The 24,029-nt window shown below is 70.3% G+C and carries 26 protein-coding genes; 24 read left to right on the top strand and 2 right to left on the bottom strand.

The genetic code is table 11. The features are described 5' to 3' along the window. The first annotated feature begins 50 nt into the window (after positions 1-50). The 14 genes from rimM to OG252_RS16370 all read left to right on the top strand — a co-directional run bounded on the left by rimM (position 51) and on the right by OG252_RS16370 (position 11,507). Positions 51-629, top strand: a complete 579-nt coding sequence (gene rimM, locus OG252_RS16435) for a ribosome maturation factor RimM (RefSeq protein ID WP_266433290.1) — start codon at positions 51-53, stop codon at positions 627-629. Further along, positions 629-1,462, top strand: a complete 834-nt coding sequence (gene trmD / locus OG252_RS16430) for a tRNA (guanosine(37)-N1)-methyltransferase TrmD (RefSeq protein WP_329336907.1) — start codon at positions 629-631, stop codon at positions 1,460-1,462. The genes rimM and trmD overlap by 1 nt, the downstream gene beginning before the upstream one ends. Positions 1,463-1,594: 132 nt before the next feature. After that, entirely contained in the window at positions 1,595-1,945 is a 351-nt protein-coding gene (rplS, locus tag OG252_RS16425) for a 50S ribosomal protein L19 (protein WP_266433287.1), read from the top strand. Positions 1,946-1,990: 45 nt separating this feature from the next. After that, positions 1,991-2,731, top strand: coding sequence for a signal peptidase I (lepB, locus tag OG252_RS16420; RefSeq protein ID WP_329336904.1), 741 nt, complete (start codon positions 1,991-1,993; stop codon positions 2,729-2,731). Beyond that, positions 2,724-3,821, top strand: coding sequence for a signal peptidase I (gene lepB, locus OG252_RS16415; protein WP_266433283.1), 1,098 nt, complete (start codon positions 2,724-2,726; stop codon positions 3,819-3,821). The genes lepB (OG252_RS16420) and lepB (OG252_RS16415) overlap by 8 nt, the downstream gene beginning before the upstream one ends. Then, complete coding sequence (lepB, locus tag OG252_RS16410) at positions 3,709-4,689, top strand: signal peptidase I (RefSeq protein ID WP_266433281.1); 981 nt, start codon at positions 3,709-3,711, stop codon at positions 4,687-4,689. The genes lepB (OG252_RS16415) and lepB (OG252_RS16410) overlap by 113 nt, the downstream gene beginning before the upstream one ends. A 94-nt stretch (positions 4,690-4,783) precedes the next feature. After that, complete coding sequence (gene lepB / locus OG252_RS16405; RefSeq protein ID WP_266433279.1) at positions 4,784-5,560, top strand: signal peptidase I; 777 nt, start codon at positions 4,784-4,786, stop codon at positions 5,558-5,560. After that, positions 5,550-6,083, top strand: a complete 534-nt coding sequence (locus tag OG252_RS16400) for an NUDIX hydrolase (protein ID WP_266433277.1) — start codon at positions 5,550-5,552, stop codon at positions 6,081-6,083. Before lepB (OG252_RS16405) ends, OG252_RS16400 begins: the two co-directional genes overlap by 11 nt. Before the next feature lie 56 nt (positions 6,084-6,139). Then, the gene (locus tag OG252_RS16395) at positions 6,140-6,448 is read left to right on the top strand and encodes a DUF2469 domain-containing protein (protein ID WP_069765426.1); all 309 of its coding nucleotides are present in this window, start codon (positions 6,140-6,142) and stop codon (positions 6,446-6,448) included. Positions 6,449-6,591: 143 nt separating this feature from the next. Next, positions 6,592-6,963, top strand: a complete 372-nt coding sequence (locus OG252_RS16390) for a YraN family protein (protein WP_266433275.1) — start codon at positions 6,592-6,594, stop codon at positions 6,961-6,963. Between the two features lies 1 nt (position 6,964). Then, complete coding sequence (locus OG252_RS16385; RefSeq protein WP_266433273.1) at positions 6,965-8,584, top strand: YifB family Mg chelatase-like AAA ATPase; 1,620 nt, start codon at positions 6,965-6,967, stop codon at positions 8,582-8,584. Beyond that, positions 8,581-9,741, top strand: a complete 1,161-nt coding sequence (gene dprA / locus OG252_RS16380; protein ID WP_329336900.1) for a DNA-processing protein DprA — start codon at positions 8,581-8,583, stop codon at positions 9,739-9,741. Before OG252_RS16385 ends, dprA begins: the two co-directional genes overlap by 4 nt. A gap of 282 nt (positions 9,742-10,023) precedes the next feature. Then, on the top strand, positions 10,024-10,866 hold the full coding sequence (gene whiG, locus OG252_RS16375; RefSeq protein WP_266433269.1) for an RNA polymerase sigma factor WhiG: 843 nt from the start codon (positions 10,024-10,026) through the stop codon (positions 10,864-10,866). Between the two features lie 83 nt (positions 10,867-10,949). Next, on the top strand, positions 10,950-11,507 hold the full coding sequence (locus tag OG252_RS16370) for a TetR/AcrR family transcriptional regulator (protein ID WP_266448054.1): 558 nt from the start codon (positions 10,950-10,952) through the stop codon (positions 11,505-11,507). A 132-nt stretch (positions 11,508-11,639) separates the two neighbouring features. Here OG252_RS16370 and OG252_RS16365 read toward each other — a convergent pair whose 3' ends face one another. Further along, positions 11,640-12,236: a murein hydrolase activator EnvC family protein gene (locus OG252_RS16365; protein ID WP_329336898.1), complete on the bottom strand. Its 597-nt coding sequence runs from the start codon at positions 12,234-12,236 to the stop codon at positions 11,640-11,642. 272 nt (positions 12,237-12,508) lie between these two features. Here OG252_RS16365 and rpsB point away from each other — a divergent pair, with 272 nt between their 5' ends. The 10 genes from rpsB to OG252_RS16315 all read left to right on the top strand — a co-directional run bounded on the left by rpsB (position 12,509) and on the right by OG252_RS16315 (position 23,113). Then, entirely contained in the window at positions 12,509-13,459 is a 951-nt protein-coding gene (rpsB, locus tag OG252_RS16360; RefSeq protein WP_266433265.1) for a 30S ribosomal protein S2, read from the top strand. A gap of 98 nt (positions 13,460-13,557) precedes the next feature. Further along, complete coding sequence (gene tsf, locus OG252_RS16355) at positions 13,558-14,394, top strand: translation elongation factor Ts (RefSeq protein ID WP_266433263.1); 837 nt, start codon at positions 13,558-13,560, stop codon at positions 14,392-14,394. Between the two features lie 174 nt (positions 14,395-14,568). Further along, positions 14,569-15,327, top strand: a complete 759-nt coding sequence (pyrH, locus tag OG252_RS16350) for a UMP kinase (RefSeq protein ID WP_266433261.1) — start codon at positions 14,569-14,571, stop codon at positions 15,325-15,327. Between the two features lie 131 nt (positions 15,328-15,458). Further along, entirely contained in the window at positions 15,459-16,016 is a 558-nt protein-coding gene (frr, locus tag OG252_RS16345) for a ribosome recycling factor (RefSeq protein ID WP_266433260.1), read from the top strand. Continuing rightward, entirely contained in the window at positions 16,016-17,233 is a 1,218-nt protein-coding gene (locus tag OG252_RS16340; RefSeq protein WP_266433259.1) for a phosphatidate cytidylyltransferase, read from the top strand. The genes frr and OG252_RS16340 overlap by 1 nt, the downstream gene beginning before the upstream one ends. A gap of 188 nt (positions 17,234-17,421) precedes the next feature. Then, a complete protein-coding gene (locus tag OG252_RS16335; protein WP_329336894.1) occupies positions 17,422-17,871 on the top strand; it encodes an SRPBCC family protein in 450 nt (149 codons plus the stop codon). A 111-nt stretch (positions 17,872-17,982) separates the two neighbouring features. After that, the gene (gene rlmN / locus OG252_RS16330; RefSeq protein ID WP_266433254.1) at positions 17,983-19,089 is read left to right on the top strand and encodes a 23S rRNA (adenine(2503)-C(2))-methyltransferase RlmN; all 1,107 of its coding nucleotides are present in this window, start codon (positions 17,983-17,985) and stop codon (positions 19,087-19,089) included. Positions 19,090-19,308: 219 nt separating this feature from the next. Next, positions 19,309-20,388, top strand: coding sequence for a thiamine ABC transporter substrate-binding protein (locus OG252_RS16325; RefSeq protein ID WP_329336892.1), 1,080 nt, complete (start codon positions 19,309-19,311; stop codon positions 20,386-20,388). Beyond that, on the top strand, positions 20,364-22,037 hold the full coding sequence (locus OG252_RS16320) for an ABC transporter permease (protein ID WP_329336890.1): 1,674 nt from the start codon (positions 20,364-20,366) through the stop codon (positions 22,035-22,037). Before OG252_RS16325 ends, OG252_RS16320 begins: the two co-directional genes overlap by 25 nt. 53 nt (positions 22,038-22,090) lie before the next feature. Next, the gene (locus tag OG252_RS16315; protein WP_329336888.1) at positions 22,091-23,113 is read left to right on the top strand and encodes an ABC transporter ATP-binding protein; all 1,023 of its coding nucleotides are present in this window, start codon (positions 22,091-22,093) and stop codon (positions 23,111-23,113) included. Between the two features lie 244 nt (positions 23,114-23,357). On the opposite strand, the gene OG252_RS16310 is transcribed toward OG252_RS16315, so the two are convergent. Then, complete coding sequence (locus tag OG252_RS16310; RefSeq protein ID WP_406495739.1) at positions 23,358-24,014, bottom strand: LAETG motif-containing sortase-dependent surface protein; 657 nt, start codon at positions 24,012-24,014, stop codon at positions 23,358-23,360. Between the last annotated feature and the right edge of the window lie 15 nt (positions 24,015-24,029).

Genomic DNA, 24,029 nt, shown 5'->3' with positions numbered 1-24,029 from the left:
TCCCCGGCCCGTAGTCGTTACGGGTCGTCACGACAGGAGATCTTCGAAAAGTGCAGCTCGTAGTCGCGCGGATCGGCCGCGCCCATGGCATCAAGGGCGAGGTCACCGTCGAGGTCCGTACAGACGAGCCCGAACTGCGGCTCGCACCCGGCGCCGTACTGGCGACCGACCCCGCCTCGGCGGGCCCGCTCACCATCGAGACCGGCCGCGTCCACAGCGGCCGTCTTCTTCTGCGCTTCGAGGGCGTCCGCGACCGGACCGCCGCCGAGGCCCTGCGCAACATCCTCCTGATCGCCGAGATCGACCCGGAAGCGCTGCCCGAGGAGGAGGACGAGTACTACGACCACCAGCTCATGGACCTCGACGTGGTCACCGAGGACGGCACGGAGGTCGGCCGGATCACCGAGATCTCGCACCTGCCCTCCCAGGACCTCTTCATCGTCGAGCGGCCCGACGGGAGCGAGGTGATGATCCCCTTCGTCGAGGAGATCGTCACCGAGATCGACCTGGAGGAGCAGCGGGCGGTCATCTCCCCGCCGCCCGGTCTGATCGACGACCGGGCGGAGATCGCGTCCTCCAGGGACGAGACCGGCGACGCGGCCGACGGCTCGTCCGGGGACGAGGCGTGATGCGGCTCGACGTCGTCACCATCTTCCCCGAGTACCTGGACCCCCTGAACGTCTCCCTCGTCGGCAAGGCACGCGCGCGTGGCCAACTGAACGTCCAGGTGCACGATCTGCGCACCTGGACGTACGACCGGCACAACACCGTCGACGACACCCCGTACGGCGGCGGCCCGGGCATGGTGATGAAGACCGACCCGTGGGGCGACGCGCTGGACTCCGTCCTCGCCGACGGCTACGAGACGGGCTCCCACGCGCCCGCCCTGATCGTCCCCACCCCCAGCGGCCGGCCCTTCACCCAGGAACTCGCCGTCGAGCTCTCCGAGCGCCCCTGGCTGATCTTCACGCCGGCCCGTTACGAGGGCATCGACCGGCGCGTCATCGACGAGTACGCGACCCGGATGCCGGTCTACGAGGTCTCCATCGGCGACTACGTCCTGGCCGGCGGTGAGGCGGCCGTACTCGTCGTCACCGAGGCCGTGGCGCGGCTGCTGCCCGGTGTCCTGGGCAACGCCGAGTCCCACCGGGACGACTCCTTCGCACCCGGGGCCATGGCCAGCCTCCTGGAGGGCCCCGTCTACACCAAGCCGCCCCGGTGGCGCGAGCGCGGGATCCCGGACGTGCTGCTCAGCGGCCACCACGGCAAGATCGCCCGCTGGCGCCGGGACGAAGCCCTGAAGCGTACGACGGCCAACCGGCCCGACCTCATCGAGCGCTGCGACCCCAAGGTCTTCGACAAGAAGGACCGCGAGATGCTCTCCATCCTGGGCTGGGCGCCGGATCCGGCGGGGGAGCCGTACGGTCGATTTTGGCGCAGGCCAGAGGGCATGGAACAATAGGTCGCTGTTGTGCGTCGTCCGGGCGTGCGCCCCTGCCACAGGGGGACACGACGCCCGCCCCGACCGTACGACTCCTTCCAGAGACCTAGATTCCGTTGATGACCTGTGGCATCAGCGAGGAAAGCAGACGAAATGTCCAACCTGCTCGACTCCGTCGACTCCGCGTCGCTGCGCAGCGACGTCCCGGCCTTCCGCCCGGGTGACACCGTCAACGTCCACGTCCGCGTCATCGAGGGCAACCGCTCCCGTGTGCAGCAGTTCAAGGGCGTAGTCATCCGTCGCCAGGGCGCCGGCGTCCGCGAGACCTTCACGGTCCGCAAGGTCTCCTTCTCCGTCGGCGTCGAGCGCACCTTCCCGGTGCACACCCCGATCGTCGAGAAGATCGAGCTCGTCACCCGCGGTGACGTGCGTCGCGCCAAGCTCTACTACCTGCGCGAGCTGCGCGGCAAGGCCGCGAAGATCAAGGAGAAGCGCGACAACTGATCGCGCGCGGGGTCCCACAGAGGGGCCGGATAGCATCTGGCCCCGATGGACACCGAAGCACAGCCGACGGAGCGCGACCGCTCCTCCCGCCCCTTTGACGCCGAGGAGATCTCGGACACAGGGGGGCCGGAGGGCCGGTCGCGTTTCGTGTTGGTGAGGCGGGCCGCCACGTGGCTGCCCGGCGGGCGGATCAGCCTCACCCTGTTGGTCTGTCTGCTGTTCCTGCTGCTGCTCAGCAACTTCGTGCTGCAGCCCTTCCAGATTCCCAGCGGATCCATGGAAGGCGGATTGAGGATCGGGGACCGCGTTCTCGTAAATAAGTTGGCGTACCGTTTCGGTGCCGATCCGCGGCGCGGGGATGTCGTCGTGTTCGACGGAACCGGGTATTTCGGGGACGGGGACTACGTCAAGCGCGTTGTGGGGGTAGGGGGAGACCACGTGGTCTGCTGTGACAAGGAGGGGAGGATCGAGGTGAACGGCCGGTCGGTCGACGAGTCGACGTTCCTGTATCCCGGTGACAGCCCCTCCACGGTGTCCTTCGACGTCGAGGTGCCCGCCGGCACCCTGTTCGTCCTCGGCGACCACCGCAGCGACTCCAGCGACTCCCGCGACCACCTGGGTTCACCGGGCGGCGGCATGATCCCCGTCGACGACGTCATCGGGCGGGCCGACTGGATCCTGTGGCCCGCCGGCCACTTCACCCGCCTGCACCGCCCCGACGCCTACGCGCGCGTGCCCGCCCCGGAGTCGAGCGAGCCCGGACCAGCGGACGGCGCCCATGGGTAACCGCGGCAAACCGCGCGGTGTGCCCGAGAGCGCGGCCGACAACCTGCTGCCCACCGGTTCCCGACGCTCCTCCTCCGGCTCGGCCGCCGGCCGTACCCGCGCCGAGCGGCGCAAGCTCCAGCGCAAGGTCAAGCGGCGCCGCAGGCGCGGAGCGGTCAAGGAGATACCTCTCCTCGTCGGTGTCGCCGTCCTCATAGCCCTCGTCCTGAAGACCTTCCTCGTCCAGGCGTTCGTGATCCCGTCCGGCTCCATGGAGCAGACGATCCAGATCGGCGACCGGGTCCTGGTCGACAAGTTCACCCCGTGGTTCGGCTCCAAGCCCGCGCGCGGGGACGTCGTCGTGTTCAAGGACCCCGGAGGCTGGCTCAACGACGAGACGACCACCACGAAGAAGGACGACCCCATCGTCGTCAAGCAGGTCAAGGAGGCGCTCACCTTCATCGGCCTGCTGCCGTCCGACGACGAGAAGGACCTCATCAAGCGGGTCGTCGGCGTCGGCGGCGACCGCGTCCAGTGCTGTGACACCGAGGGGCGCGTCACCGTCAACGGCGTTCCCCTGACCGAGCAGGACTACCTGTATCCGGGGAACGCCCCCTCCACGACCGAGTTCGACATCACCGTCCCGCCGGGGCGGCTGTGGGTGATGGGCGATCACCGGGCCAACTCCGCGGACTCCCGCGCGCACCAGGACACCGACTACCGCGGCACGGTGTCCGAGGACTCGGTGGTGGGCCGGGCCATGGTCATCGCCTGGCCCTTCGGCCACTGGACCTCGCTGGAGGAGCCGAAAACCTACGCTTCCGTGTCCGACTCGGCGACCGGGTCGACCGCGGCCGCTCCGCCGTCGCTTAGGGTTGCACCCGACGATCCGAACGCATCGATCCAACTCCCGAGCCCTGCGGAACTCCCGCTCGTTATGGGAGTGGTGGGCCTGCGCCGAATGTGGGGCAGGCAGCGGCACAGAGTAAGGAGTTGGCGTGGGGGATGTGGCGGTTGGCGCACGGTCCGGGCACGACGGCGAGGAGCACCGCGGGCGCCCCGTGGAATCCGCCGGCCCGGCCGCGAACAGCGCCGTGACCTCCGGGAGTGACTCCGGGGCGACCGAGGACGGCACGATGACCGAGGACACCGGTACGGGCGACCAGGGACCAGGTGGCTCCGCCCCCAAGGCGAAGAAGCCGCGCTCCTTCTGGAAGGAGCTGCCCATTCTGATCGGCATCGCCCTGGTGCTCGCGCTGCTGATCAAGACGTTCCTGGTGCAGGCGTTCTCGATCCCCTCCGACTCGATGCAGAACACCCTCCAGGAGGGTGACCGGGTCCTGGTCGACAAGCTCACCCCGTGGTTCGGCTCCGAGCCCGAGCGCGGCGAGGTCGTCGTCTTCCACGACCCGGCCAACTGGCTGGCGGGCGAGCCGGTGGCGGACCCGAACGCGGTGCAGACGTTCCTCAGCTGGATCGGCCTGATGCCGTCCGCCGAGGAGAAGGACCTGATCAAGCGGGTCATCGGCGTCGGCGGCGACACCGTGTCGTGCTCGGGCACCGGCCCGCTGAAGGTCAACGGCAAGGCGCTGGACGAGGCGTCGTACGTCTACCCCGGCAACACGCCGTGCAGCCAGGACGACCAGGGCGGCCAGTTCACGGTGAAGGTCCCCGAGGGCTTCATCTGGGTCATGGGCGACCACCGTCAGAACTCGCGCGACTCGCGCTACAACCAGAACGACAAGAACAAGGGCATGGTCCCGGTGGACGAGGTCGTCGGCCGCGCCATCGTCAAGGCCTGGCCGATCAACCGCTGGGGCACCCTGCCGGTCCCGGACACCTTCGACCAGTCCGGTCTGAACACCCAGTCGTCGGCGTCCCCGGCCCTGACGGTCGCGCCGGACGCGCTCGCCCTCGTCGGTGTCGTGCCGGTGGCGCTGTGGCGCCGTCGGAAGATCACCGTCGTCGGGACACGCTGAGGTCAAGGCTCGACAAAACCCTCGTACAGCTTGTGACCTTGGTCGGGGCCGAAGGGCTGACCGGGTCAGGTACCGCCGGGTAGGGTGCGGATCCATGGGTGGCGAGAGCACGACGCGTACGACCCCGCGCAGCGGGGACACAGGCCCGGTGGGCAGCCGGACCGGACAGCGACTGTCCGGACTGGCCGTCGCACTGGGCCTTGTGCTGTTCCTCGGGGGCTTCGCCTGGGGAGCGGTGGTCTACCGCCCGTACACCGTGCCCACCGGCTCGATGACGCCCACGATCGACGCCGGCGACCGGGTCCTGGCCCAACGGGTCGACGGCGGTGAGATACGCCGTGGCGACGTCGTCGTCTTCTCGGACAAGACCTGGGTGACCAACGCCCCCGTGGTCAAGCGAGTGGTCGCGATCGGCGGCGACACGGTGGCGTGCTGCAGCAAGGGCAAGCTGACCGTCAACGGCAAACAGATCGACGAACCGTATCTGCCCGAGGGAAGCGCGGCCGAGATCACGGGCTTTCCGACCGTGACGGTGCCCGAGGGCCGGCTCTTCCTGCTGGGCGACGAGCGAGCGGGCTCCCTGGACTCCTCGACCCACCTCACCGACGCGGCGAACGGCACGGTGGCCCGGAGCGCCGTGACGGCCCGGGTGGACGCCGTGGTCTGGCCCATGAACGGCATGCTGGGGCGGCCGACCGGCTTCGAGGCGCTCGGCACGCTGTCCTCGCCGGGACCGCTCCGTACGATCGTCGCGCTGATCGTCGTCGGGGCCGTGCTGGTCCTCGGCGGGGGCGCGTACGGCCCGGTCGCCAAGCTGCTCGGCGGGCGCTCCCGCTCCCGGACACGGACGGAGCCGGCCGGTGCCCGCTGAGGCGACGGACGCGGGCCGGGACACGTACGAGGGCGGCCTGCGCAAGGTGGCCCGGGTGGTCCTCCTCGATCCCGAGGACCGCATCCTCCTGCTGCACGGCCATGAGCCGGACGATCCGGCCGACGACTGGTGGTTCACACCCGGCGGCGGCCTGGAAGGCGACGAGACACGTGAAGAGGCCGCGCTCAGGGAACTCGCCGAGGAGACCGGCATCACCGAGGTCGAGCTCGGCCCGGTGCTCTGGCGGCGGACGTGCTCGTTCCCGTTCGCCGGCCGCCGCTGGGACCAGGACGAGTGGTACTACCTGGCCCGGACGGCCCATACGCCCGGCGTGGTGCCCGCGGCCATGGGGCTGACCGAGCTGGAGCGGCGCAGTGTCGCCGGAGTGCGCTGGTGGACGTGTCGGGAACTGAGCCAGGCACATGAGACGGTGTATCCGACCAGACTCGCCGAGCTGCTGCGCAGGCTGCTCGACGAAGGTCCCCCGGCCGGACCCGTGACCCTGGACACCGAAATCGTCTAGGGGCTCGCGGGACTGGCGCACAATGGTGGGATCGCACGGCTGAAGGGGAACATGCCATGAGCGCCGAGGACCTCGAGAAGTACGAGACCGAGATGGAGCTCAAGCTCTACCGGGAGTACCGCGATGTCGTCGGTCTGTTCAAATACGTGATCGAGACCGAGCGGCGCTTCTATCTGACCAACGACTACGAGATGCAGGTGCACTCGGTCCAGGGCGAGGTGTTCTTCGAGGTGTCCATGGCGGATGCCTGGGTGTGGGACATGTACCGGCCGGCTCGGTTCGTGAAACAGGTGCGGGTACTCACGTTCAAGGACGTGAACATCGAGGAGCTGAACAAGAACGATCTGGAGCTGCCCGGCGGGTGAGGTCGCGGGTGAGGAGCGGGGCCGAGTCGCGGGTGAGGTTCCCTCTTCGGGGTGGCGGAGTTTTCCACAACCGATGAGTAGTCCACCAAGATCAACTTGGTCGGCCTGAGTGAGTGACGGTTGGCGCCGGAGGTGGTGCCGACATGAACACACATCAGGCACGCAGTGCACTCGGCAAGTACGGCGAGACGCTGGCCGCGCGGCGGCTGGCGGAGGCCGGGATGACGGTCCTGGAGCGCAACTGGCGCTGTGGCAGGACCGGCGAGATCGACATCGTGGCGCGGGACGGGGACGTCCTGGTCGTCTGCGAGGTCAAGACGCGGCGGGCCGGGCTCTTCGAGCATCCGATGGCCGCGGTGACCCCCGACAAGGCGGAGCGCCTGCGAGGCCTCGCCGAACGCTGGATCCACACACACGGAGGGGCACCGCCGGGAGGCGTCCGCATCGACCTGGTGGGGGTCGTCCTGCCCAGCCGCGGGGCGCCCGTGGTCGAGCATGTGCGGGGGGTGGCCTGAGATGGGGTTCGCGCGTACGTGCTCGGTGGCGCTGGTGGGCGTCGAGGGCGTGGTGGTCGAGGTCCAGGCCGACCTGGAGCCCGGCGTCGCGGCGTTCACGCTGGTGGGGCTGCCGGACAAGAGCCTGACGGAGAGCCGGGACCGGGTTCGGGCGGCGGTGGTCAATTCGGGCGCCACCTGGCCCCAGAAGAAGCTGACGGTCGGCCTGAGTCCGGCGTCCGTCCCGAAGAGCGGCAGCGGTTTCGATCTCGCCGTCGCCGCCGCGGTCCTGGGGGCGGCCGAGCGGATCGATCCGCGGGTGCTCGCCGACATCGTGATGATCGGAGAAGTGGGCCTGGACGGCCGCGTGCGGCCGGTGCGGGGCATCCTGCCGGCGGTGCTGGCCGCGGCGGACGCCGGCTACGAGCAGGTGGTGGTACCGGAAAGTGCCGCCGCCGAGGCATCCCTGGTGCCCGGTGTGTCGGTGCTGGGGGTGCGCAGCCTGCGGCAGCTGATCGCGGTGCTCGCCGACGAGCCCGTGCCGGACGAGGAGCCGGACGAGGCGGGCCGCCCCGACCCGCTCCTCGCCGGACTGCGGGTGCCGGGCACCGGCGCGGCCACCGGCATGCACAGCGTGGGTGCCGCACAGCTCGACCACGACCTCGCCGACGTCGTGGGCCAGACGTCGGCGCGGACGGCCGTGGAGGTCGCCGCGGCAGGCGGACATCACCTGTTCCTGGAGGGACCGCCCGGCGCGGGCAAGACGATGCTCGCGGAGCGGCTCCCCGCGATCCTGCCGCCACTCAACCGCCAGGAGTCGCTGGAGGTCACGGCGGTGCACTCGGTGGCGGGGCTGCTGCCTGCGGGCAAGCCCTTGATCGACGTCGCGCCCTACTGCGCCCCGCACCACTCGGCGACGATGCAGGCGCTGGTCGGTGGGGGCCCCGGCATTGCCCGGCCCGGCGCGGTGTCCCTCTCACACCGAGGTGTTCTCTTCCTGGACGAAACCCCCGAATTCAGCAGTCGGGCCCTGGACGCCCTCCGGCAGCCCCTGGAGGCGGGCCATGTCGTGATCGCCCGCAGTGCGGGGGTGGTGCGCTTCCCGGCGCGGTTCCTGATGGTGCTGGCGGCCAACCCGTGCCCCTGCGGCCGCTTCTCCCCGACGGACGACCTGTGCGAGTGCCCGCCCTCGGCGATCCGGCGCTACCAGGCCAGGCTGTCCGGCCCTCTCCTCGACCGGGTCGACCTGCGGGTCGAGGTGGACCGGGTCACCCGCGCCCAGCTGACCGAGCGCGGTGTGCGGGGCGAGTCCACGGCCACGGTGGCCGGCCGGGTCCGGGAGGCGAGGGAGCGAGCGGTGGCCCGGCTGGCCGGTACCCCGTGGCGCACGAACAGCGAGGTTCCCGGACGCGAGCTGCGCAGCCGCTGGCATGCCGTATCCGGTGCGATGGACGAGGCGGAGCGCAACCTGGAGCGGGGCGTGCTGACCGCTCGCGGGATCGACCGCGTGCTCCGCGTGGCCTGGACCGTCGCGGACCTCGTCGGCCACGACCGCCCCGACGCGACGGACGTCGCCCTGGCGCTGCAACTGCGCACGGGAGTGCCCCGGGGCGTCCCCATGGCCATCGGAGCGCTGACGTGAGCGTCGGCGACGAACCGGACGGCGAGCTGATCGGCCGGGTCTTCCTCGCCCGGGTCATCGAGCCCGGTGACGAGGTCGCCGGGCGGTGGGCGCGGGAGTACGGGGTGCGGGAGGTGGTCCGGCGCTTGCGGGGCGGTGGGGTGCCGTTGCCAGGGGTGAGTGACAAGAGGTGGGCCGGGCTGCTCGGGCGGGCGGCGGCGGCCGAGCCCGGGCGGGATCTCGCCGTCGCGCGGGACGCCGGGGTGCGGTTCGTGGGACCGGGCGACGCCGAGTGGCCGGGACAGCTCGACGACCTGGGGGACGCCCGGCCCCTGGGCCTGTGGGTGCGGGGAAAGCCCAGCCTGCGTATGTGGGCGCTCCGCTCGGTGGCCGTGGTCGGCGCCCGCGCCTGCACCGAGTACGGCGCTCACATGGCGGCCACCCTCGCCGCGGACCTCGCCGAACGCGGCTGGGTCGTGGTGTCCGGCGGTGCCTACGGGGTCGACGGCGCCGCCCATCGCGGTGCCCTCGGCGCCGGCGGCGCCACCGTCGCCGTACTCGCCTGCGGAGTGGACCGGCCCTACCCGCGCGGACACACCCAGTTGATCAGCAGGATCGCGGAACAGGGGCTGGTGATCGGGGAGTTGCCGCCCGGCGATCACCCGACACCGAGCAGATTCGTGCTGCGGAACCGGGTCATCGCCGCGCTCACCCGGGGCACGGTCGTCGTCGAGGCCGCCCATCGCAGCGGCTCGCTGGTCACCGCACGTGCGGCACAGCGCCTGGGCCGCCACACCATGGGCGTGCCCGGTCCGGCCACCAGCGGCCTCTCCGCCGGTGTGCACGAGCTGCTGCGCGGGGAAGCGGTGCTGGTCACGGACGCCGCGGAAGTCGTCGAACTCGTCGGCGACATGGGGGAGCTGGCCCCGGACCGGCGCGGGCCCGTGCTGCCGCGTGATCTGCTCGACGCCGCCGCCCGGCGGGTCCTGGCCGCACTGCCCGGACGCCGTGCGGCGATGCCGGACGAGATCGCGCGCGGCGCGCTGACGACCCGGGACGACGCGATCGCGAGGCTGTACGAACTCCGATCACTTGGTTACGTCGAACGACACGGCGACGGCTGGAAGTTGACACGCCAGGCAATGATCTCCGCGGGCGGTGGCGGACGCGGGTGTTGACCGAGCGTGTTCGGCCGTCCGAGGGAACCCTGATGCCCTTGGAAATTCCCGCAGTTGGCGCCCTCCGGTGATCACGTAGAGCGACGGTCGGGGCTCGGCAGGGCGTCCAGCGGAACGTATCTGCGCATGGTCCGAGCCTCGCCCTTCGCGCACCGCGACACTTCAGTCACGCTACGCTCACGAGGATTCCGACACAGACAGGCGACTCGGCATCAGAACCCCATCAGTCCGACAGCTCACCCAGGTCCCACCACTTCACGGCAGAACGGCACAAGGCGACGAATGCCCCAGCACACCTCCGGGTCCGACCGGGCGGCGATCCCCCCAGCCGCCCGCGACGGTGGCAGCGTGCGGCCGCCCGCTCCCTCGACGCTCGACGAGCTGTGGCGGTCGTACAAGGCGACGGGGGACGAGCGGCTGCGCGAGCAGCTGATCCTGCACTACTCACCGCTCGTGAAGTACGTGGCGGGACGGGTGAGCGTCGGTCTGCCGCCCAATGTGGAGCAGGCGGACTTCGTCTCGTCGGGGGTCTTCGGGCTCATCGACGCGATCGAGAAGTTCGACGTCGACCGGGAGATCAAGTTCGAGACGTACGCGATCACCCGGATCCGCGGCGCGATGATCGACGAGCTGCGGGCGCTGGACTGGATCCCGCGGTCCGTACGGCAGAAGGCGCGCAACGTCGAGCGGGCGTACGCCACGCTGGAGGCGCGGCTGCGGCGGACGCCGAGCGAGGGGGAGGTGGCCGCCGAGATGGGCATCGCGGTCGACGAACTCCACGCCGTCTTCAGTCAGTTGTCGCTGGCGAACGTGGTGGCACTGGAGGAGCTGCTGCACGTCGGCGGTGAGGGCGGCGACCGGCTGAGCCTCATGGACACGCTGGAGGACACCGCCGCGGACAACCCGGTGGAGGTGGCCGAGGACCGGGAACTGCGGCGGTTCCTGGCGCGGGCGATCAACACCTTGCCCGAGCGGGAGAAGACCGTGGTCACGCTGTACTACTACGAAGGGCTCACGCTCGCCGAGATCGGGAACGTGCTGGGGGTCACCGAGAGCCGGGTGAGCCAGATCCATACCAAGTCGGTGCTCCAGCTGCGCGCGAAGCTGGCGAGTTTCGGTCGCTGAGGGCGTGGAGCAGTGGGAGCCACTCCCGCCGGCGATGCTCCGTCCGTAGAGTGGTTGACGTGCCAAGGATTCGAGCGGCCTCCGTGGCCGAGCACCGGTCGATGCAGCGAGCCGCCCTGCTGGACGCGGCTCGTTCCCTGTTGTCCGAGGGCGGGACGGAGGCGCTGACCTTCCCGGCCCTGGCCGAGCGGACGGGCCTCGCGCGGTCGTCCGTGTACGAGTACTTCCGGTCGCGGGCCGCCGTCGTCGAGGAGCTGTGCGAGGTCGACTTTCCCGTGTGGGCGGCCGAGGTGTCGGCGGCGATGGAGCGGGCCGGGACACCTGACGCCAAGGTCGAGGCGTATGTGCGCCGGCAGCTGGCGTTGGTCGGGGACCGGCGGCACCGGGCTGTCGTGGCGATCTCCGCGAGTGAGCTGGATGCGGGGGCTCGGGAGAAGATCCGGGCCGCGCACGGGGGGCTGGTGGCGATGATCGTCGAGGCGTTGGGGGAGATGGGGCACGAGCAGCCTCGGATGGCGGCGATGTTGTTGCAGGGGGTTGTGGATGCGGCTGTGCGGCGGATCGAGCTGGGGGCGGCGGAGGAACCTTCGGTGATCACGGAGGCGGCTGTGCGGATGGCTCTGCGGGGTGTGCAGGGCTGAGGTCAGCTGTGGCTGGGCCGGGGGTGGGTTGCGCAGCCCGGCGCTGACGGGGTGCCGCCCGCGCCCACCCGTGCCGCCCCAGCGGCACGACTGCCCGCGGATTGCGGGGTCGGTGGCCCGCTGCTGCGGCTGTCACGGCAGCGGTACTCCGAGGACCGGCAGCAGTCTCGATGGTGCCCTGCGCAGCAGCCAGGGCGGCAGCAGCGACAGTGGGTCCAGGTAGGTCTCGCCTCTGCGTAGGCCCCAGTGCACGCACGCAGTCGTGCAGTGCGAGCCGGTCGGCTCCACCGTGCCCACCACCTCGCCCGCCGCCACCTCCTCGCCCTTCTTCACCGACGCCCGTACCGGCTCGTACGTCGTGCGCAGGGGTGGGTCGCCTGTTCCCGGCAGTTCCACCGAGACGACCCCCTTGCCGGCCACCCGGCCGGCGAAGGACACCCGGCCCGCCGCAACCGCTCGTACTGGTGTGCCGGGGGCGGTCGTGAGGTCGACGCCTCGGTGGCCGCGGCCGTAGGGCGTCGCGGGGGGTTCCCAGCCGCGCAGGACCGGCGGGCGGGTGCCCACCGGCCAGGTGCGGCCGAGGGGCGGGACGGAGGTGTCCGTGGCCGCCGGGCGGAAAGGGGTCGGCCGGCTGCTCGGTGGGGGCGTGCAGGTCAGCACCGTCGCCGTCAGAAGCAGCAGCAGTCCCGCCCACGTAGCCAGACATCGCATCGCTCGCATCGCTCGCATGCGAGAACGGTCCCGCACGCGCTCCGCTCCCGGCCGGGACCTGTGGACTACTCCCTGGTTGTGGACAGCGGCGTCACCCGGTGCCTCGCGGGTCCCGTACACTTCTTCTGGCGATCCGGGTCACCGGGTCGACTTCGCACGCCCCGACATCAGGCCATCACAAAGCTGGTGTCAGCGCCTCTCGGTCCCTAGCGGCAAGGCGCATCGCGGGCGTCAGGCGCGAGTGCCATCCGGCGCGCGCGGCACAACCGAGAACACCAAGGAGAACGGCCATGGCCGTCGTCACGATGCGGGAGCTGCTGGAAAGCGGCGTCCACTTCGGTCACCAGACCCGTCGTTGGAACCCGAAGATGAAGCGGTTCATCTTCACGGAGCGCAACGGTATCTACATCATCGACCTGCTCCAGTCGCTGTCGTACATCGACCGCGCCTACGAGTTCGTCAAGGAGACCGTCGCCCACGGCGGCACGGTCATGTTCGTCGGCACGAAGAAGCAGGCGCAGGAGGCCATCGCCGAGCAGGCCACCCGCGTCGGCATGCCCTACGTCAACCAGCGCTGGCTGGGCGGCATGCTCACCAACTTCTCGACCGTCTACAAGCGTCTGCAGCGCCTCAAGGAGCTCGAGCAGATCGACTTCGAGGACGTCGCCGCGTCCGGTCTGACCAAGAAGGAGCTTCTCGTGCTCTCGCGCGAGAAGGCCAAGCTGGAGAAGACCCTCGGTGGTATCCGCGAGATGTCCAAGGTTCCCAGCGCCGTCTGGATCGTGGACACCAAGAAGGAGCACATCGCGGTCGGCGAGGCCCGGAAGCTCAACATCCCGGTCGTCGCCATCCTCGACACCAACTGCGACCCCGACGAGGTCGACTACAAGATCCCCGGCAACGACGACGCGATCCGCTCCGTCACGCTGCTCACCCGTGTGATCGCCGACGCGGTCGCCGAGGGCCTCATCTCCCGCTCCGGTGTCGCCACCGAGGGCAAGGGCGACAAGGCCGCGGGCGAGCCGCTGGCCGCGTGGGAGCGCGACCTGCTCGAGGGCGAGAAGAAGGCCGACGAGGCCGAGGCCCCCGCCGCTGCCGAGGCTGCTGCCGAGGCCCCCGCCGCCGAGGCGCCGGCCGAGGAGGCCGCTGCTGAGGCTCCGGCCGAGGCTGCCGCCGAAGCCCCCGCCGAGGCCGAGGCCCCCGCCGCCGAGGCCCCCGCCGCGGACGCCGAGCAGGCCTGACCCCTCACACACCTTCGGGTTCTGGACGGCGGGGGCCCACGAAGCCCCCGCCGTCCGGCACCGGTAGATCTTCAGACTTCGAGAGAGATTCCAGAATCATGGCGAACTACACCGCCGCCGACGTCAAGAAGCTCCGCGAGCTCACCGGCGCCGGCATGATGGACTGCAAGAAGGCGCTGGACGAGGCCGAGGGCAACGTCGAGAAGGCCGTCGAGGCGCTCCGCATCAAGGGCCAGAAGGGCGTCGCCAAGCGCGAGGGCCGCTCCGCCGAGAACGGCGCCGTGGTCTCGATCATCGCTGACGACAACTCCTCCGGCGTCCTCGTCGAGCTGAAGTGCGAGACGGACTTCGTCGCCAAGGGTGACAAGTTCCAGGCCGTCGCCACCACGATCGCCGAGCACGTCGCCAAGACCGCCCCGGCCGACCTCGAGGCGCTGCTCGCCTCCGAGATCGAGCCCGGCAAGACCGTCCAGGCGTTCGTGGACGAGGCCAACGCCACCCTGGGCGAGAAGATCGTCCTGGACCGCTTCGCGGTCTTCGCGGACGGCTTCGTGACGGCGTACATGCACCGCACGATGCCCGACCTGCCGCCGCAGATCGGTGTCCTCGTCGAGCTCGACAAGCCCAACGCCGAGATCGCCAAGGGCGTCGCCCAGCACATCGCCGCCTTCGCGCCGAAGTACCTCTCCAAGGAGGACGTGCCGGCCGAGGTCGTCGAGTCCGAGCGCCGAGTCGCCGAGGAGACCACCCGCGCCGAGGGCAAGCCCGAGGCCGCCCTGCCGAAGATCGTCGAGGGTCGTGTCAACGGCTTCTTCAAGGACGCCACGCTGCTCGGCCAGCCGTACGCGCTCGACAACAAGAAGTCCGTCCAGAAGGTTCTGGACGAGGCGGGTGTCACCCTGAAGCGCTTCACGCGCATCAAGGTCGGCATCTGAGTCCGTACCGCGATCGACGCGCGACCCCGATAGGGTCGGCAGCAGTCGTCCGCGTACGCCGTCACATGTGGCGGACGACAGCAGATCTGACGAGGAGGCCATTGCCGCGCATGGGATGCGAACCACACCCCACCGGCAATGGCCTCCTCGTATGTGCACCATGAGGAGAACGCCATGACCACCAAGGCCCAGAAGAGCGACGACGGCAAAGTACGCGGGCGGTTTCTGCTGAAGCTGTCCGGAGAGGCGTTCGCCGGTGGCGGGGGCCTGGGCGTCGACCCCGATGTGGTGCACAAGATCGCCCGCGAGATCGCGGCGGTCGTGCGGGACGGCGCGGAGATCGCCGTCGTCATCGGCGGCGGCAACTTCTTCCGCGGTGCCGAACTCCAGCAGCGCGGCATGGACCGCGCCCGCTCCGACTACATGGGCATGCTCGGCACGGTCATGAACTGCCTCGCCCTCCAGGACTTCCTGGAGAAGGAGGGCATCCAGTCCCGGGTACAGACCGCCATCACCATGGGCCAGGTCGCCGAGCCGTACATTCCGCTGCGCGCCGTCCGGCACCTGGAGAAGGGCCGTGTGGTCATCTTCGGCGCCGGTATGGGCATGCCGTACTTCTCCACCGACACCACCGCCGCCCAGCGCGCCCTGGAGATCGACGCCGAGGCGCTGCTCATGGGCAAGAACGGCGTGGACGGGGTCTACGACTCCGACCCGAAGACCAACCCCGACGCGGTCAAGTTCGACGCCCTCGGCTACGGCGAGGTCATCACCCGCGACCTCAAGGTCGCCGACGCCACGGCCGTCACGCTGTGCCGCGACAACAAGCTCCCGATCCTGGTGTTCGAGCTTCTGGCCGAGGGCAATATCGCGCGCGCCGTCAAGGGTGAGAAGATCGGCACGCTTGTGGGTGACCAAGTCAGCCAGGGCTGATGACCCTGACCGGGGGATGGACAATGTCCTGCCGGTCGGGAACCGTGCAGGAAGAAGACGCGACGCAGCCGGCCGCCGCCCCCCACCAAGGAACCGCAGCCGGGCCTACTCAAGACACGCAGGAGCAAGTGGTGATCGAAGAGACCCTCCTCGAGGCCGAGGAGAAGATGGAGAAGGCCGTCGTGGTCGCCAAGGAGGACTTCGCCGCGATCCGCACCGGCCGTGCGCACCCGGCGATGTTCAACAAGATCGTGGCGGAGTACTACGGCGCGCCGACGCCGATCAACCAGCTGGCTTCGTTCTCCGTGCCGGAGCCGCGCATGGCGGTCGTGACGCCGTTCGACAAGACCGCACTGCGCAACATCGAGCAGGCGATCCGCGACTCCGACCTGGGCGTCAACCCGAGCAACGACGGCAACATCATCCGAGTGGTGTTCCCCGAGCTGACCGAGGAGCGCCGCCGCGACTACATCAAGGTCGCCCGGAGCAAGGCCGAGGACAGCAAGGTTTCCATCCGCTCGGTGCGCCGCAAGGCCAAGGACGCCATCGACAAGCTCGTCAAGGACGGCGATGTCGGTGAGGACGAGGGCCGTCGTGCGGAGAAGGAGCTCGACGACACCACCCACAAGTACGTCGCCCAGGTGGACGAGCTCCTCAAGCACAAGGAAGCGGAGCTGCTCGAGGTCTGATGAACGACTCTTCCTGGGGCTCTCCGCCACAAACCGGGCCACCCGCCGGGTACTGGGGGCCCACCGACCAGGGGCCTGCCCAAGGGGCCGGCCCGGCGGGTCCCACGTACGATGCGCATGACGCGCAGCAGACTCGCCCCATGCCCATCGTGCCCGACGTACCCGCGCATGGCGGAGACCAGGATGACGACCGGGGGGCCGCTCGGCTGAGCGGCCCCTTGTTCCGCGACGAGACGCCGCAGCCGCCGTACGAGGTACGGCAGTCGCAGCCGTACGACCCGCCGCAGGCCCCGTCCTACGGCCCTCACGACATGCAGCAGACGCCGTCCTACGGGGCGGTGCCGCAGAATCCGGAGCCCATGCCCGACTCCTCCTCGCAGCCGGCGTCCGCGCCGCAGAAGAAGAGCGCGGGCCGTGACCTGAGTGCGGCCATAGGGGTCGGCGTCGGGCTGGGTGTGGTGATCGTCGCGTCGCTGTTCGTCGTCAAGGCCGTGTTCGTCGGGGTCATAGCGGTCGCCGTCGTGGTGGGCCTCTGGGAGCTGACCAGGCGGCTGGAGGAGCGCAAGGGCATCAAGGCGCCCCTCGTCCCGCTCGCGCTCGGCGGGGCGGCCATGGTGGTCTCCGGTTACGTCCGGGGTGCCGAGGGCGCGTGGGTCGCGATGGCGCTCACCGCGCTGGCCGTTCTGGTCTGGCGGATGACGGAACCGCCGGAGGGCTACCTCAGGGACGTCACCGCGGGCGTCTTCGCGGCCTTCTACGTCCCGTTCCTGGCCACGTTCGTCGCCATGATGCTCGCCGCCGACGACGGACACCGGCGCGTGGTGACGTTCCTGCTGCTGACGGTCGTGAGCGACACCGGGGCGTACGCCATCGGCTGGCGCTTCGGCAAGCACAAGCTCGCTCCGCGCATCAGCCCGGGCAAGACCCGCGAGGGCCTGCTCGGAGCGGTGGGTTTCGCCATGGCGGCGGGCGCGCTGTGCATGCAGTTCCTGATCGAGGACGGCACCTGGTGGCAGGGGCTGATCCTCGGCTTCGCGGTCGCGGCCAGCGCCACGCTCGGCGACCTCGGCGAGTCTATGATCAAGCGGGACCTGGGCATCAAGGACATGGGCACGCTGCTGCCGGGGCACGGCGGCATCATGGATCGCTTGGACTCGTTGCTGCCCACGGCTCCGGTGGTGTGGCTGCTGATGGTGATCTTCGTCGGATCCGGCTGACCGTCGTCGTGTCCGGTCGCGTCCGGTCGCGTCCGTCTGGCCGTCGTACGTCGTTCTCGTGGGGCCCTCGCTTCGGCGGGGGCTCCTCGGGTTTTTGGGCGATGGCCTCCCCGGCCGGGGAGTGGGACGATTCCGGTGTAAGCCCTCAAATGGGTTCACCCTGGGTTCACCCTGGAAGGAGGGGCGCGATGTCCGCCATCCGAGAAGTGATCGATGTCGACTGCAGCCCCGACGAGGTCTACGCGTACGTCACGGACTCCTCTCACCTGCCCGACTGGCAGCTGAGCGCGGTCTCCGCGCAGCGGCTCGACGAGGGTCCGCTGCAGGAGGGCTCCCGGGTCCGGGTCACCCGGCGCATCGGCACCCGCGAGATGCCGATGACCGTGGAGTTCACCGAGGTCGTCCCACCGGTCAGCTGGGGTCTGCACGGCGTCGACGGTCCGGTCAGGCCGCGCGTCCACGGTGAGATCGAGCCGCTCGACGACGGGCGACGCTCCCGCGTGACGATCGACGTCGACTTCGAGGGCCACGGCCTCGGCAAGGTCCTCGTCCCTCTCGTCGTCCGCCCACAGCTCCGCAAGGAACTGCCGCGCGACGAGCAACTGCTCAAGGAACAGCTGGAGCACCCGACGGCATAGACCGACAGACCGGCTGGTGGGCGGTCCAGGTCACTCGGGTTGTTCTCGTGATCACCGGCGGCTGTTGAGCCGACCGGGGCATGCGAGTGGATCTGCGACACTGGTACAGCCATGCCTAAGCCCGGAGAACTCACTTTCGTCGCCCCGCGCGGAGCCAAGAAGCCGCCGCGGCACCTCGCCGACCTCACGCCCGCCGAGCGCAAGGAAGCGGTGGCCGCGGTCGGTGAGAAGCCGTTTCGTGCCAAGCAGCTCTCGCAGCACTACTTCGCGCGGTACGCGCACGACCCGCAGGAGTGGACGGACATCCCGGCCGGCTCCCGCGGTCGGCTTCAGGAGGCGCTGCTTCCCGAGCTGATGACGGTCGTCCGGCATCTGTCGACCGACCAGGACACCACCCGCAAGACGCTGTGGCGGCTGTTCGACGGGACGCTCGTCGAGTCGGTGCTGATGCGCTACCCGGACCGGGTGACCATGTGTATCAGCTCGCAGGCGGGCTGCGGCATGAACTGCCCGTTCTGCGCGACCGGTCAGGCGGGCCTGGACCGGAACCTGTCCACCGCCGAGATCGTGCACCAGATCGTGGACGGGATGCGGGCGCTCAGGGACGGCGAGATTCCCGGTGGTCCGGCGCGGCTCAGCAACATCGTTTTCATGGGTATGGGTGAGCCCCTTGCCAACTACAACCGGGTTGTAGGTGCCATCCGCCGGCTCACCGACCCCGAGCCGGACGGGCTCGGGCTCTCGCAGCGTGGGATCACCGTCTCGACCGTCGGACTCGTCCCGGCGATCAACCGCTTCACCGACGAGGGCTTCAAGTGCCGGCTCGCCATCTCCCTGCACGCCCCCGACGACGAGCTGCGCGACACCCTCGTCCCCGTGAACACGCGGTGGAAGGTGCGCGAGGTCCTGGACGCCGGCTTCGCGTACACGGAGCGGTCCGGGCGCCGGCTGTCCATCGAGTACGCGCTGATCCGGGACATCAACGACCAGGCATGGCGGGGTGACCGGCTCGGGCGGATGCTCAAGGGCAAGCCCGTACACGTCAATCTCATTCCGCTGAACCCGACGCCCGGCTCGAAGTGGACCGCCTCCCGTCCCGAGGACGAGAAGGCGTTCGTCGAGGCCATCGCCGCCCATGGTGTGCCGGTCACCGTCCGGGACACCCGTGGACAGGAGATCGACGGGGCGTGTGGTCAGCTCGCCGCGACCGAGCGGTAGTGTGACGTCCGTACGTACATCTTCATATTCCGACAGGGGAGCGCCACAGCGCTGAGAGTGCGGCACCGGCCGCAGACCCTCTGAACCTCGCCCAGGTCATTCTGGGTAGGAAGTTCGGTCACTACTCGAGCTGTTGCGCCCTGCCCGGGAGCTCTCGGACTTTTCCGAGGCGCCCGGGCAGGGCCGCGTCTCTTCCTGGCCACCCCCAGGAGGAATTCTGTGAGCATCACCAAGAAGGCCACGGTTGTCGCCGTGGGACTCGGCCTCGTCACGCTCTCCGCGTGCGGGTCCTCCGACGGCGGGAGCGGCGGAGGCGACTCCAAGACCGTGACCCTCGTCAGCCACGACTCGTGGGCCGTCTCGAAGAACGTCCTCGCGGACTTCGAGAAGCAGTCCGGCTACAAGGTCAGGGTCCTCAAGGACGGCGACGCCGGGCAGGCCGTCAACAAGGCCATCCTCACCAAGGACAACCCGCAGGGCGACGTCTTCTTCGGCGTCGACAACACCCTGCTGTCCCGGGCCCTCGACAACGGGCTCTTCCAGTCGTACGAGGCGAAGGGCTCCGACCAGATCGCGGCCGCCTACCGGGCCGATCAGTCCAAGCACCGGGTCACTCCCATCGACACAGGTGACATCTGCGTCAACTACGACAAGGCGTACTTCAGCAAGCACAAGCTGACCCCGCCCACCTCGTTCGACGACCTGATCAAGCCCGCGTACAAGAACCTCCTCGTCACCGAGAACGCCTCCACCTCCTCGCCGGGACTGGGATTCCTGCTCGGCACGGCCGCGAAGTACGGCGACGACGACTGGACGGATTACTGGAAGAAGCTCAAGGCCAACGGCGTCAAGGTCGTCGACGGCTGGGAGCAGGCCTACAACGAGGAGTTCTCCGGCTCCTCCACCGGCAAGAAGACCGGCGCCGACCGGCCGCTCGTCGTCTCCTACGCCTCCTCGCCGCCCGCCGAGGTGATCTACGCCGACCCGAAGCCGACGACCGCGCCGACCGGCGTCGCCACCGGTACCTGCTTCCGCCAGGTCGAGTACGCGGGTCTGCTGAGCAACGCCTCGAACACCAAGGGCGGAAAGGCGCTGCTGGACTTCCTGCTCACGAAGGAGTTTCAGGAGGACATGCCGCTGAACATGTTCGTCTACCCGGTGCGGGAGGGTGCGCAGGTGCCGGCCGAGTTCACGAAGTACGGTCCGCAGGCCAAGGATCCCGAGACCATGGACCCGGCCCAGATCGCCGACAACCGTGACCAGTGGGTCAAGTCGTGGACCTCGCTCGTACTGAAGTAGCCCCGCGCAAGGGCCCCGGGAAGAGCGCGGCGGCGCGGCTCGGCCTCATCGCCGTGCCCGTCGCGTTCTTCGCGGTCTTCTTCGCCTACCCCGTCGCCGCGATCGTCGCCCGCGGCCTCAAGGTCGACGGGGTGTGGCACCTCGGCCGGATCGCGGACGTGCTCGGGCAGTCCGACGTCCGGCACGTGCTGTGGTTCACCACCTGGCAGGCGCTGGCCTCCACCGCGCTCACGCTGCTGATCGCGCTGCCCGGCGCGTATGTCTTCGCCCGCTTCGACTTCCCCGGCAAGCAGGTCCTGCGGGCCGTCGTCACCGTCCCCTTCGTGCTGCCGACGGTCGTCGTCGGTACGGCGTTCCTGGCGCTCGTCGGGCGCGGCGGGCTGCTGGACGAGCTGTGGGGCGTACGCCTGGACACCACCGTGTGGGCGATCCTGCTGGCGCACGTCTTCTTCAACTACGCGGTGGTCGTACGGACCGTCGGCGGGCTCTGGTCCCAGCTCGACCCGCGGCAGGAGGAGGCCGCGCGGATGCTCGGCGCCTCCCGGCTCGCGGCCTGGCGGAAGGTCACGCTGCCCGCGCTCGCGCCCGCCGTGGCCGCCGCCGCGCTCATGGTGTTCCTCTTCACCTTCACCTCCTTCGGCGTGGTGCAGATCCTCGGCGGGCCGACCTTCTCGACGCTCGAAGTCGAGATCTACCGGCAGACGTCCGAGATCTTCGACCTGTCCACCGCCGCCGTGCTGACGCTGATCCAGTTCGTGGCGGTGGGCGGGATCCTGGCCCTGCACTCGTGGACCGTACGGCGGCGGGAGACCGCCCTGCGGCTGGTGGACGCGTCCGTGACCGCGCGCCGGCCGCGCGGGACCGGGCAGTGGGCGCTGCTGGCCGGCGTCCTCGCCTCCGTCGTCGTCCTGCTCCTGCTGCCGCTGGCCGTGCTGGTGCAACGGTCGCTGGACGCGCCCGACTTCGCCTACTACCGGGCGCTGACCAGCGAGGACGGCGGGCTCTTCCTGGTGCCGCCGATCGAGGCGATCGGCAACTCGCTGCAGTACGCCGTCGTGGCCACCGCCATCGCCGTGCTGATCGGCGGTCTGGCCGCCGTGGCACTCACCCGCCGGGACGCGGGCCGGTTCGTACGCGGGTTCGACGCGCTGCTGATGCTGCCGCTCGGGGTGTCCGCGGTGACCGTCGGGTTCGGGTTCCTGATCGCGCTGGACGAGCCGCCGCTGGACCTGCGCTCCTCGTGGATCCTGGTGCCGCTCGCGCAGGCGCTGGTCGGCGTCCCCTTCGTCGTACGGACCATGCTGCCCGTGCTGCGGGCGGTGGACGTACGGCTGCGTGAGGCGGCCGCCGTGCTCGGGGCGTCGCCCTGGCGGGTGTGGCGGGAGGTCGATCTGCCGATGGTGCGGCGGGCGTTGCTGATCGCGGCCGGGTTCGCCTTCGCCGTCTCGCTCGGGGAGTTCGGGGCGACGGTGTTCATCGCGCGGCCCGACAACCCGACCCTGCCGGTCGCCGTGGCGCGGCTGCTCGGGCGGGCCGGAGAACTCAACTACGGCCAGGCGATGGCCCTTTCGACGATTCTGATGATCGTGTGCGCGGTGGCGCTGCTGGTGCTCGAGCGGCTGCGGACCGACCGGACCGGGGAGTTCTAGATGCCGGAGAGTTCTCGATCGCCGAGGAGTTCTGGATTGCCGGGAGGTTCTCGATGCTGCTGAGCCTTGAGGGCGCGACCGTACGGTTCGGAGGGCGGGCCGTGCTGGACGACGTCGGCCTGGGTGTCGCCGAGCACGAGATCGTGTGCGTGCTCGGGCCCAGCGGCAGCGGGAAGTCGACGCTGCTGCGGGCGGTGGCCGGGCTCCAGCCCCTGGACGGCGGGCGGGTGCTGCTCGACGGGCGTGACCAGGCGGGCGTGCCCGCGCACAAGCGGGGGGTCGGTCTGATGTTCCAGGACCACCAGCTCTTCCCGCAGCGGGACGTGGGCGGCAATGTCGGGTTCGGGCTGCGGATGCACGGGGCAGCCAAGGAGCAACAGGGCCAGCGGGTACGGGAGCTGCTCGACCTTGTCGGGCTTCCGGGGGCCGGGCATCGGGCCGTCGCCTCGCTGTCCGGTGGTGAGCAGCAGCGGGTGGCGCTGGCGCGGGCCCTCGCGCCCCGGCCGCGGCTGCTGATGCTGGACGAGCCGCTCGGGCAGCTCGACCGCTCGCTGCGGGAGCGGCTGGTCGTCGAACTGCGGGAGCTGTTCGGGCGGTTGGGGACGACCGTGCTCGCGGTGACGCATGACCAGGGGGAGGCGTTCGCGCTCGCCGACCGGGTCGTGGTGATGCGGGACGGGCGGATCGCCCAGTCCGGTACGCCTCTTGACGTGTGGCAGCGGCCGGCGGACGAGTTCGTGGCCCGTTTCCTCGGCTTCGAGAACGTGGTCGAGGGCAGTGTCGCGGGGGAGGTCGCGGACACCGCCTGGGGCAAGGTGCCGGTCCCTGCGGGGGCTGCGCAGGGGGTGCGTTCTGTGTTGGTGCGGCCGGCGGGGGTGCGGTTGGTGGGGGCGGACGAGGGGCTGCGGTGCGTGGTGGTCGCGCGGACGTTCAAGGGCACGCATGTCGCTGTGCGGCTGCAGCCGGAGGAGGGGGCGCCTCGGTTGGAGGCGGCTTGTGCGTTGCGGGTGGCGCCGGGGGTGGGAGACGTGGTGGGGGTGGAGTTCGACGCGGAGGAGATTGTCGTGCTCGGTTGATTTACGGGCACCGGCGATGAGTGGGGCCGCAGCTGTCGGCTTACGGGGTGCCCGGCGTGGGGGCCGGCGTCGGGTGGGTTCGCTCGCCGGCGCTGGCCGGGTGCCGCTGCGCCCACCCGTGCCGCCCCAGCGGCACGACTGCCCGCAGCTGCGCGGGAACGGCACGACTGCCCGCAGCTGGGTGCAACGGCGGTGGCCCGTCGCCTCTCTGCGAGGGGACGGGCCACCGTGGTGTGCGGGAGGGTCAGCGGCTGTTGTTCGCTCCGCGGCGGCGGAGGCCGAAGAAGACGGCGCCGCCGCCGATCACGACCAGGGCGGCCGCGATCCCGGCGATGATGCCGGTGTTGGAGTTGGCGCCGGTCTCGGCGAGGTTGGACTCGGCGGCCGCGGGCGACGGGGCGCTGCTCGCGGTGTCCGCCGGGGCGGTGCTGCCGCTCTCGGAGGCCGACGGGCTCGGGGTGATGGTCTCCTCGGCCGGGGTCGAGGCGGAGTCCGACGGCGTCGGGGTGGGCGTCGGCGTCGGGCTGTCCTCGGTCTTGCAGGCCGTCGACGGGGTGGTCAGGTTCGGCTTGATGTCCTCGTCGACGAGGTTCGCGGCCTTGACGTGGATGCGGTACTCGGCGTTCGGCAGCCAGTCCTCTTCGAAGGTGATGGTGGTGCCTTCGGCGGAGCCCTTGACCACCTGCTGGCCGACCTTCTTCACGTCGGCGCCGTTGCTCTCGAGGAACACGGAGACGGTAGCCGGGACACCCCCGGCGTCCACGTCGGTGACGGTGATGACGCCCTTGGCGCCGTCGCACTTGGCTTCGGCGGAGAAGTCGCTGATGTCGCAGGCGAGCGCGCTGCCGGCGGCACCGAGCGTGAGCGCGGCCGAGGCGGTGGCAACACCGAGGATGCGCACGGAACGTGCGACGGT

The sequence above is a fragment of the Streptomyces sp. NBC_01352 genome, assembly GCF_036237295.1.
In the GTDB taxonomy this organism is placed as follows: Bacteria; Actinomycetota; Actinomycetes; order Streptomycetales; family Streptomycetaceae; genus Streptomyces; species Streptomyces plumbiresistens.
The sequence above is the reverse complement of the archived record's forward strand: the minus strand, read 5'-3'. Positions and strand labels throughout refer to the sequence as shown.

What these genes read in the sequence shown, in the direction of transcription:
- trmD (WP_329336907.1), top strand. Translation starts at nt 629, where the DNA reads ATGCGGCTCGACGTCGTCACCATCTTCCCCGAGTACCTGGACCCCCTG.
- rplS (WP_266433287.1), top strand. Translation starts at nt 1,595, where the DNA reads ATGTCCAACCTGCTCGACTCCGTCGACTCCGCGTCGCTGCGCAGCGAC.
- lepB (WP_329336904.1), top strand. Translation starts at nt 1,991, where the DNA reads ATGGACACCGAAGCACAGCCGACGGAGCGCGACCGCTCCTCCCGCCCC.
- lepB (WP_266433283.1), top strand. Translation starts at nt 2,724, where the DNA reads ATGGGTAACCGCGGCAAACCGCGCGGTGTGCCCGAGAGCGCGGCCGAC.
- lepB (WP_266433279.1), top strand. Translation starts at nt 4,784, where the DNA reads ATGGGTGGCGAGAGCACGACGCGTACGACCCCGCGCAGCGGGGACACA.
- OG252_RS16395 (WP_069765426.1), top strand. Translation starts at nt 6,140, where the DNA reads ATGAGCGCCGAGGACCTCGAGAAGTACGAGACCGAGATGGAGCTCAAG.
- OG252_RS16390 (WP_266433275.1), top strand. Translation starts at nt 6,592, where the DNA reads ATGAACACACATCAGGCACGCAGTGCACTCGGCAAGTACGGCGAGACG.
- OG252_RS16385 (WP_266433273.1), top strand. Translation starts at nt 6,965, where the DNA reads ATGGGGTTCGCGCGTACGTGCTCGGTGGCGCTGGTGGGCGTCGAGGGC.
- whiG (WP_266433269.1), top strand. Translation starts at nt 10,024, where the DNA reads ATGCCCCAGCACACCTCCGGGTCCGACCGGGCGGCGATCCCCCCAGCC.
- OG252_RS16365 (WP_329336898.1), bottom strand. Translation starts at nt 12,236, where the DNA reads ATGCGAGCGATGCGAGCGATGCGATGTCTGGCTACGTGGGCGGGACTG.
- rpsB (WP_266433265.1), top strand. Translation starts at nt 12,509, where the DNA reads ATGGCCGTCGTCACGATGCGGGAGCTGCTGGAAAGCGGCGTCCACTTC.
- tsf (WP_266433263.1), top strand. Translation starts at nt 13,558, where the DNA reads ATGGCGAACTACACCGCCGCCGACGTCAAGAAGCTCCGCGAGCTCACC.
- pyrH (WP_266433261.1), top strand. Translation starts at nt 14,569, where the DNA reads ATGACCACCAAGGCCCAGAAGAGCGACGACGGCAAAGTACGCGGGCGG.
- OG252_RS16340 (WP_266433259.1), top strand. Translation starts at nt 16,016, where the DNA reads ATGAACGACTCTTCCTGGGGCTCTCCGCCACAAACCGGGCCACCCGCC.
- OG252_RS16335 (WP_329336894.1), top strand. Translation starts at nt 17,422, where the DNA reads ATGTCCGCCATCCGAGAAGTGATCGATGTCGACTGCAGCCCCGACGAG.
- rlmN (WP_266433254.1), top strand. Translation starts at nt 17,983, where the DNA reads ATGCCTAAGCCCGGAGAACTCACTTTCGTCGCCCCGCGCGGAGCCAAG.
- OG252_RS16315 (WP_329336888.1), top strand. Translation starts at nt 22,091, where the DNA reads ATGCTGCTGAGCCTTGAGGGCGCGACCGTACGGTTCGGAGGGCGGGCC.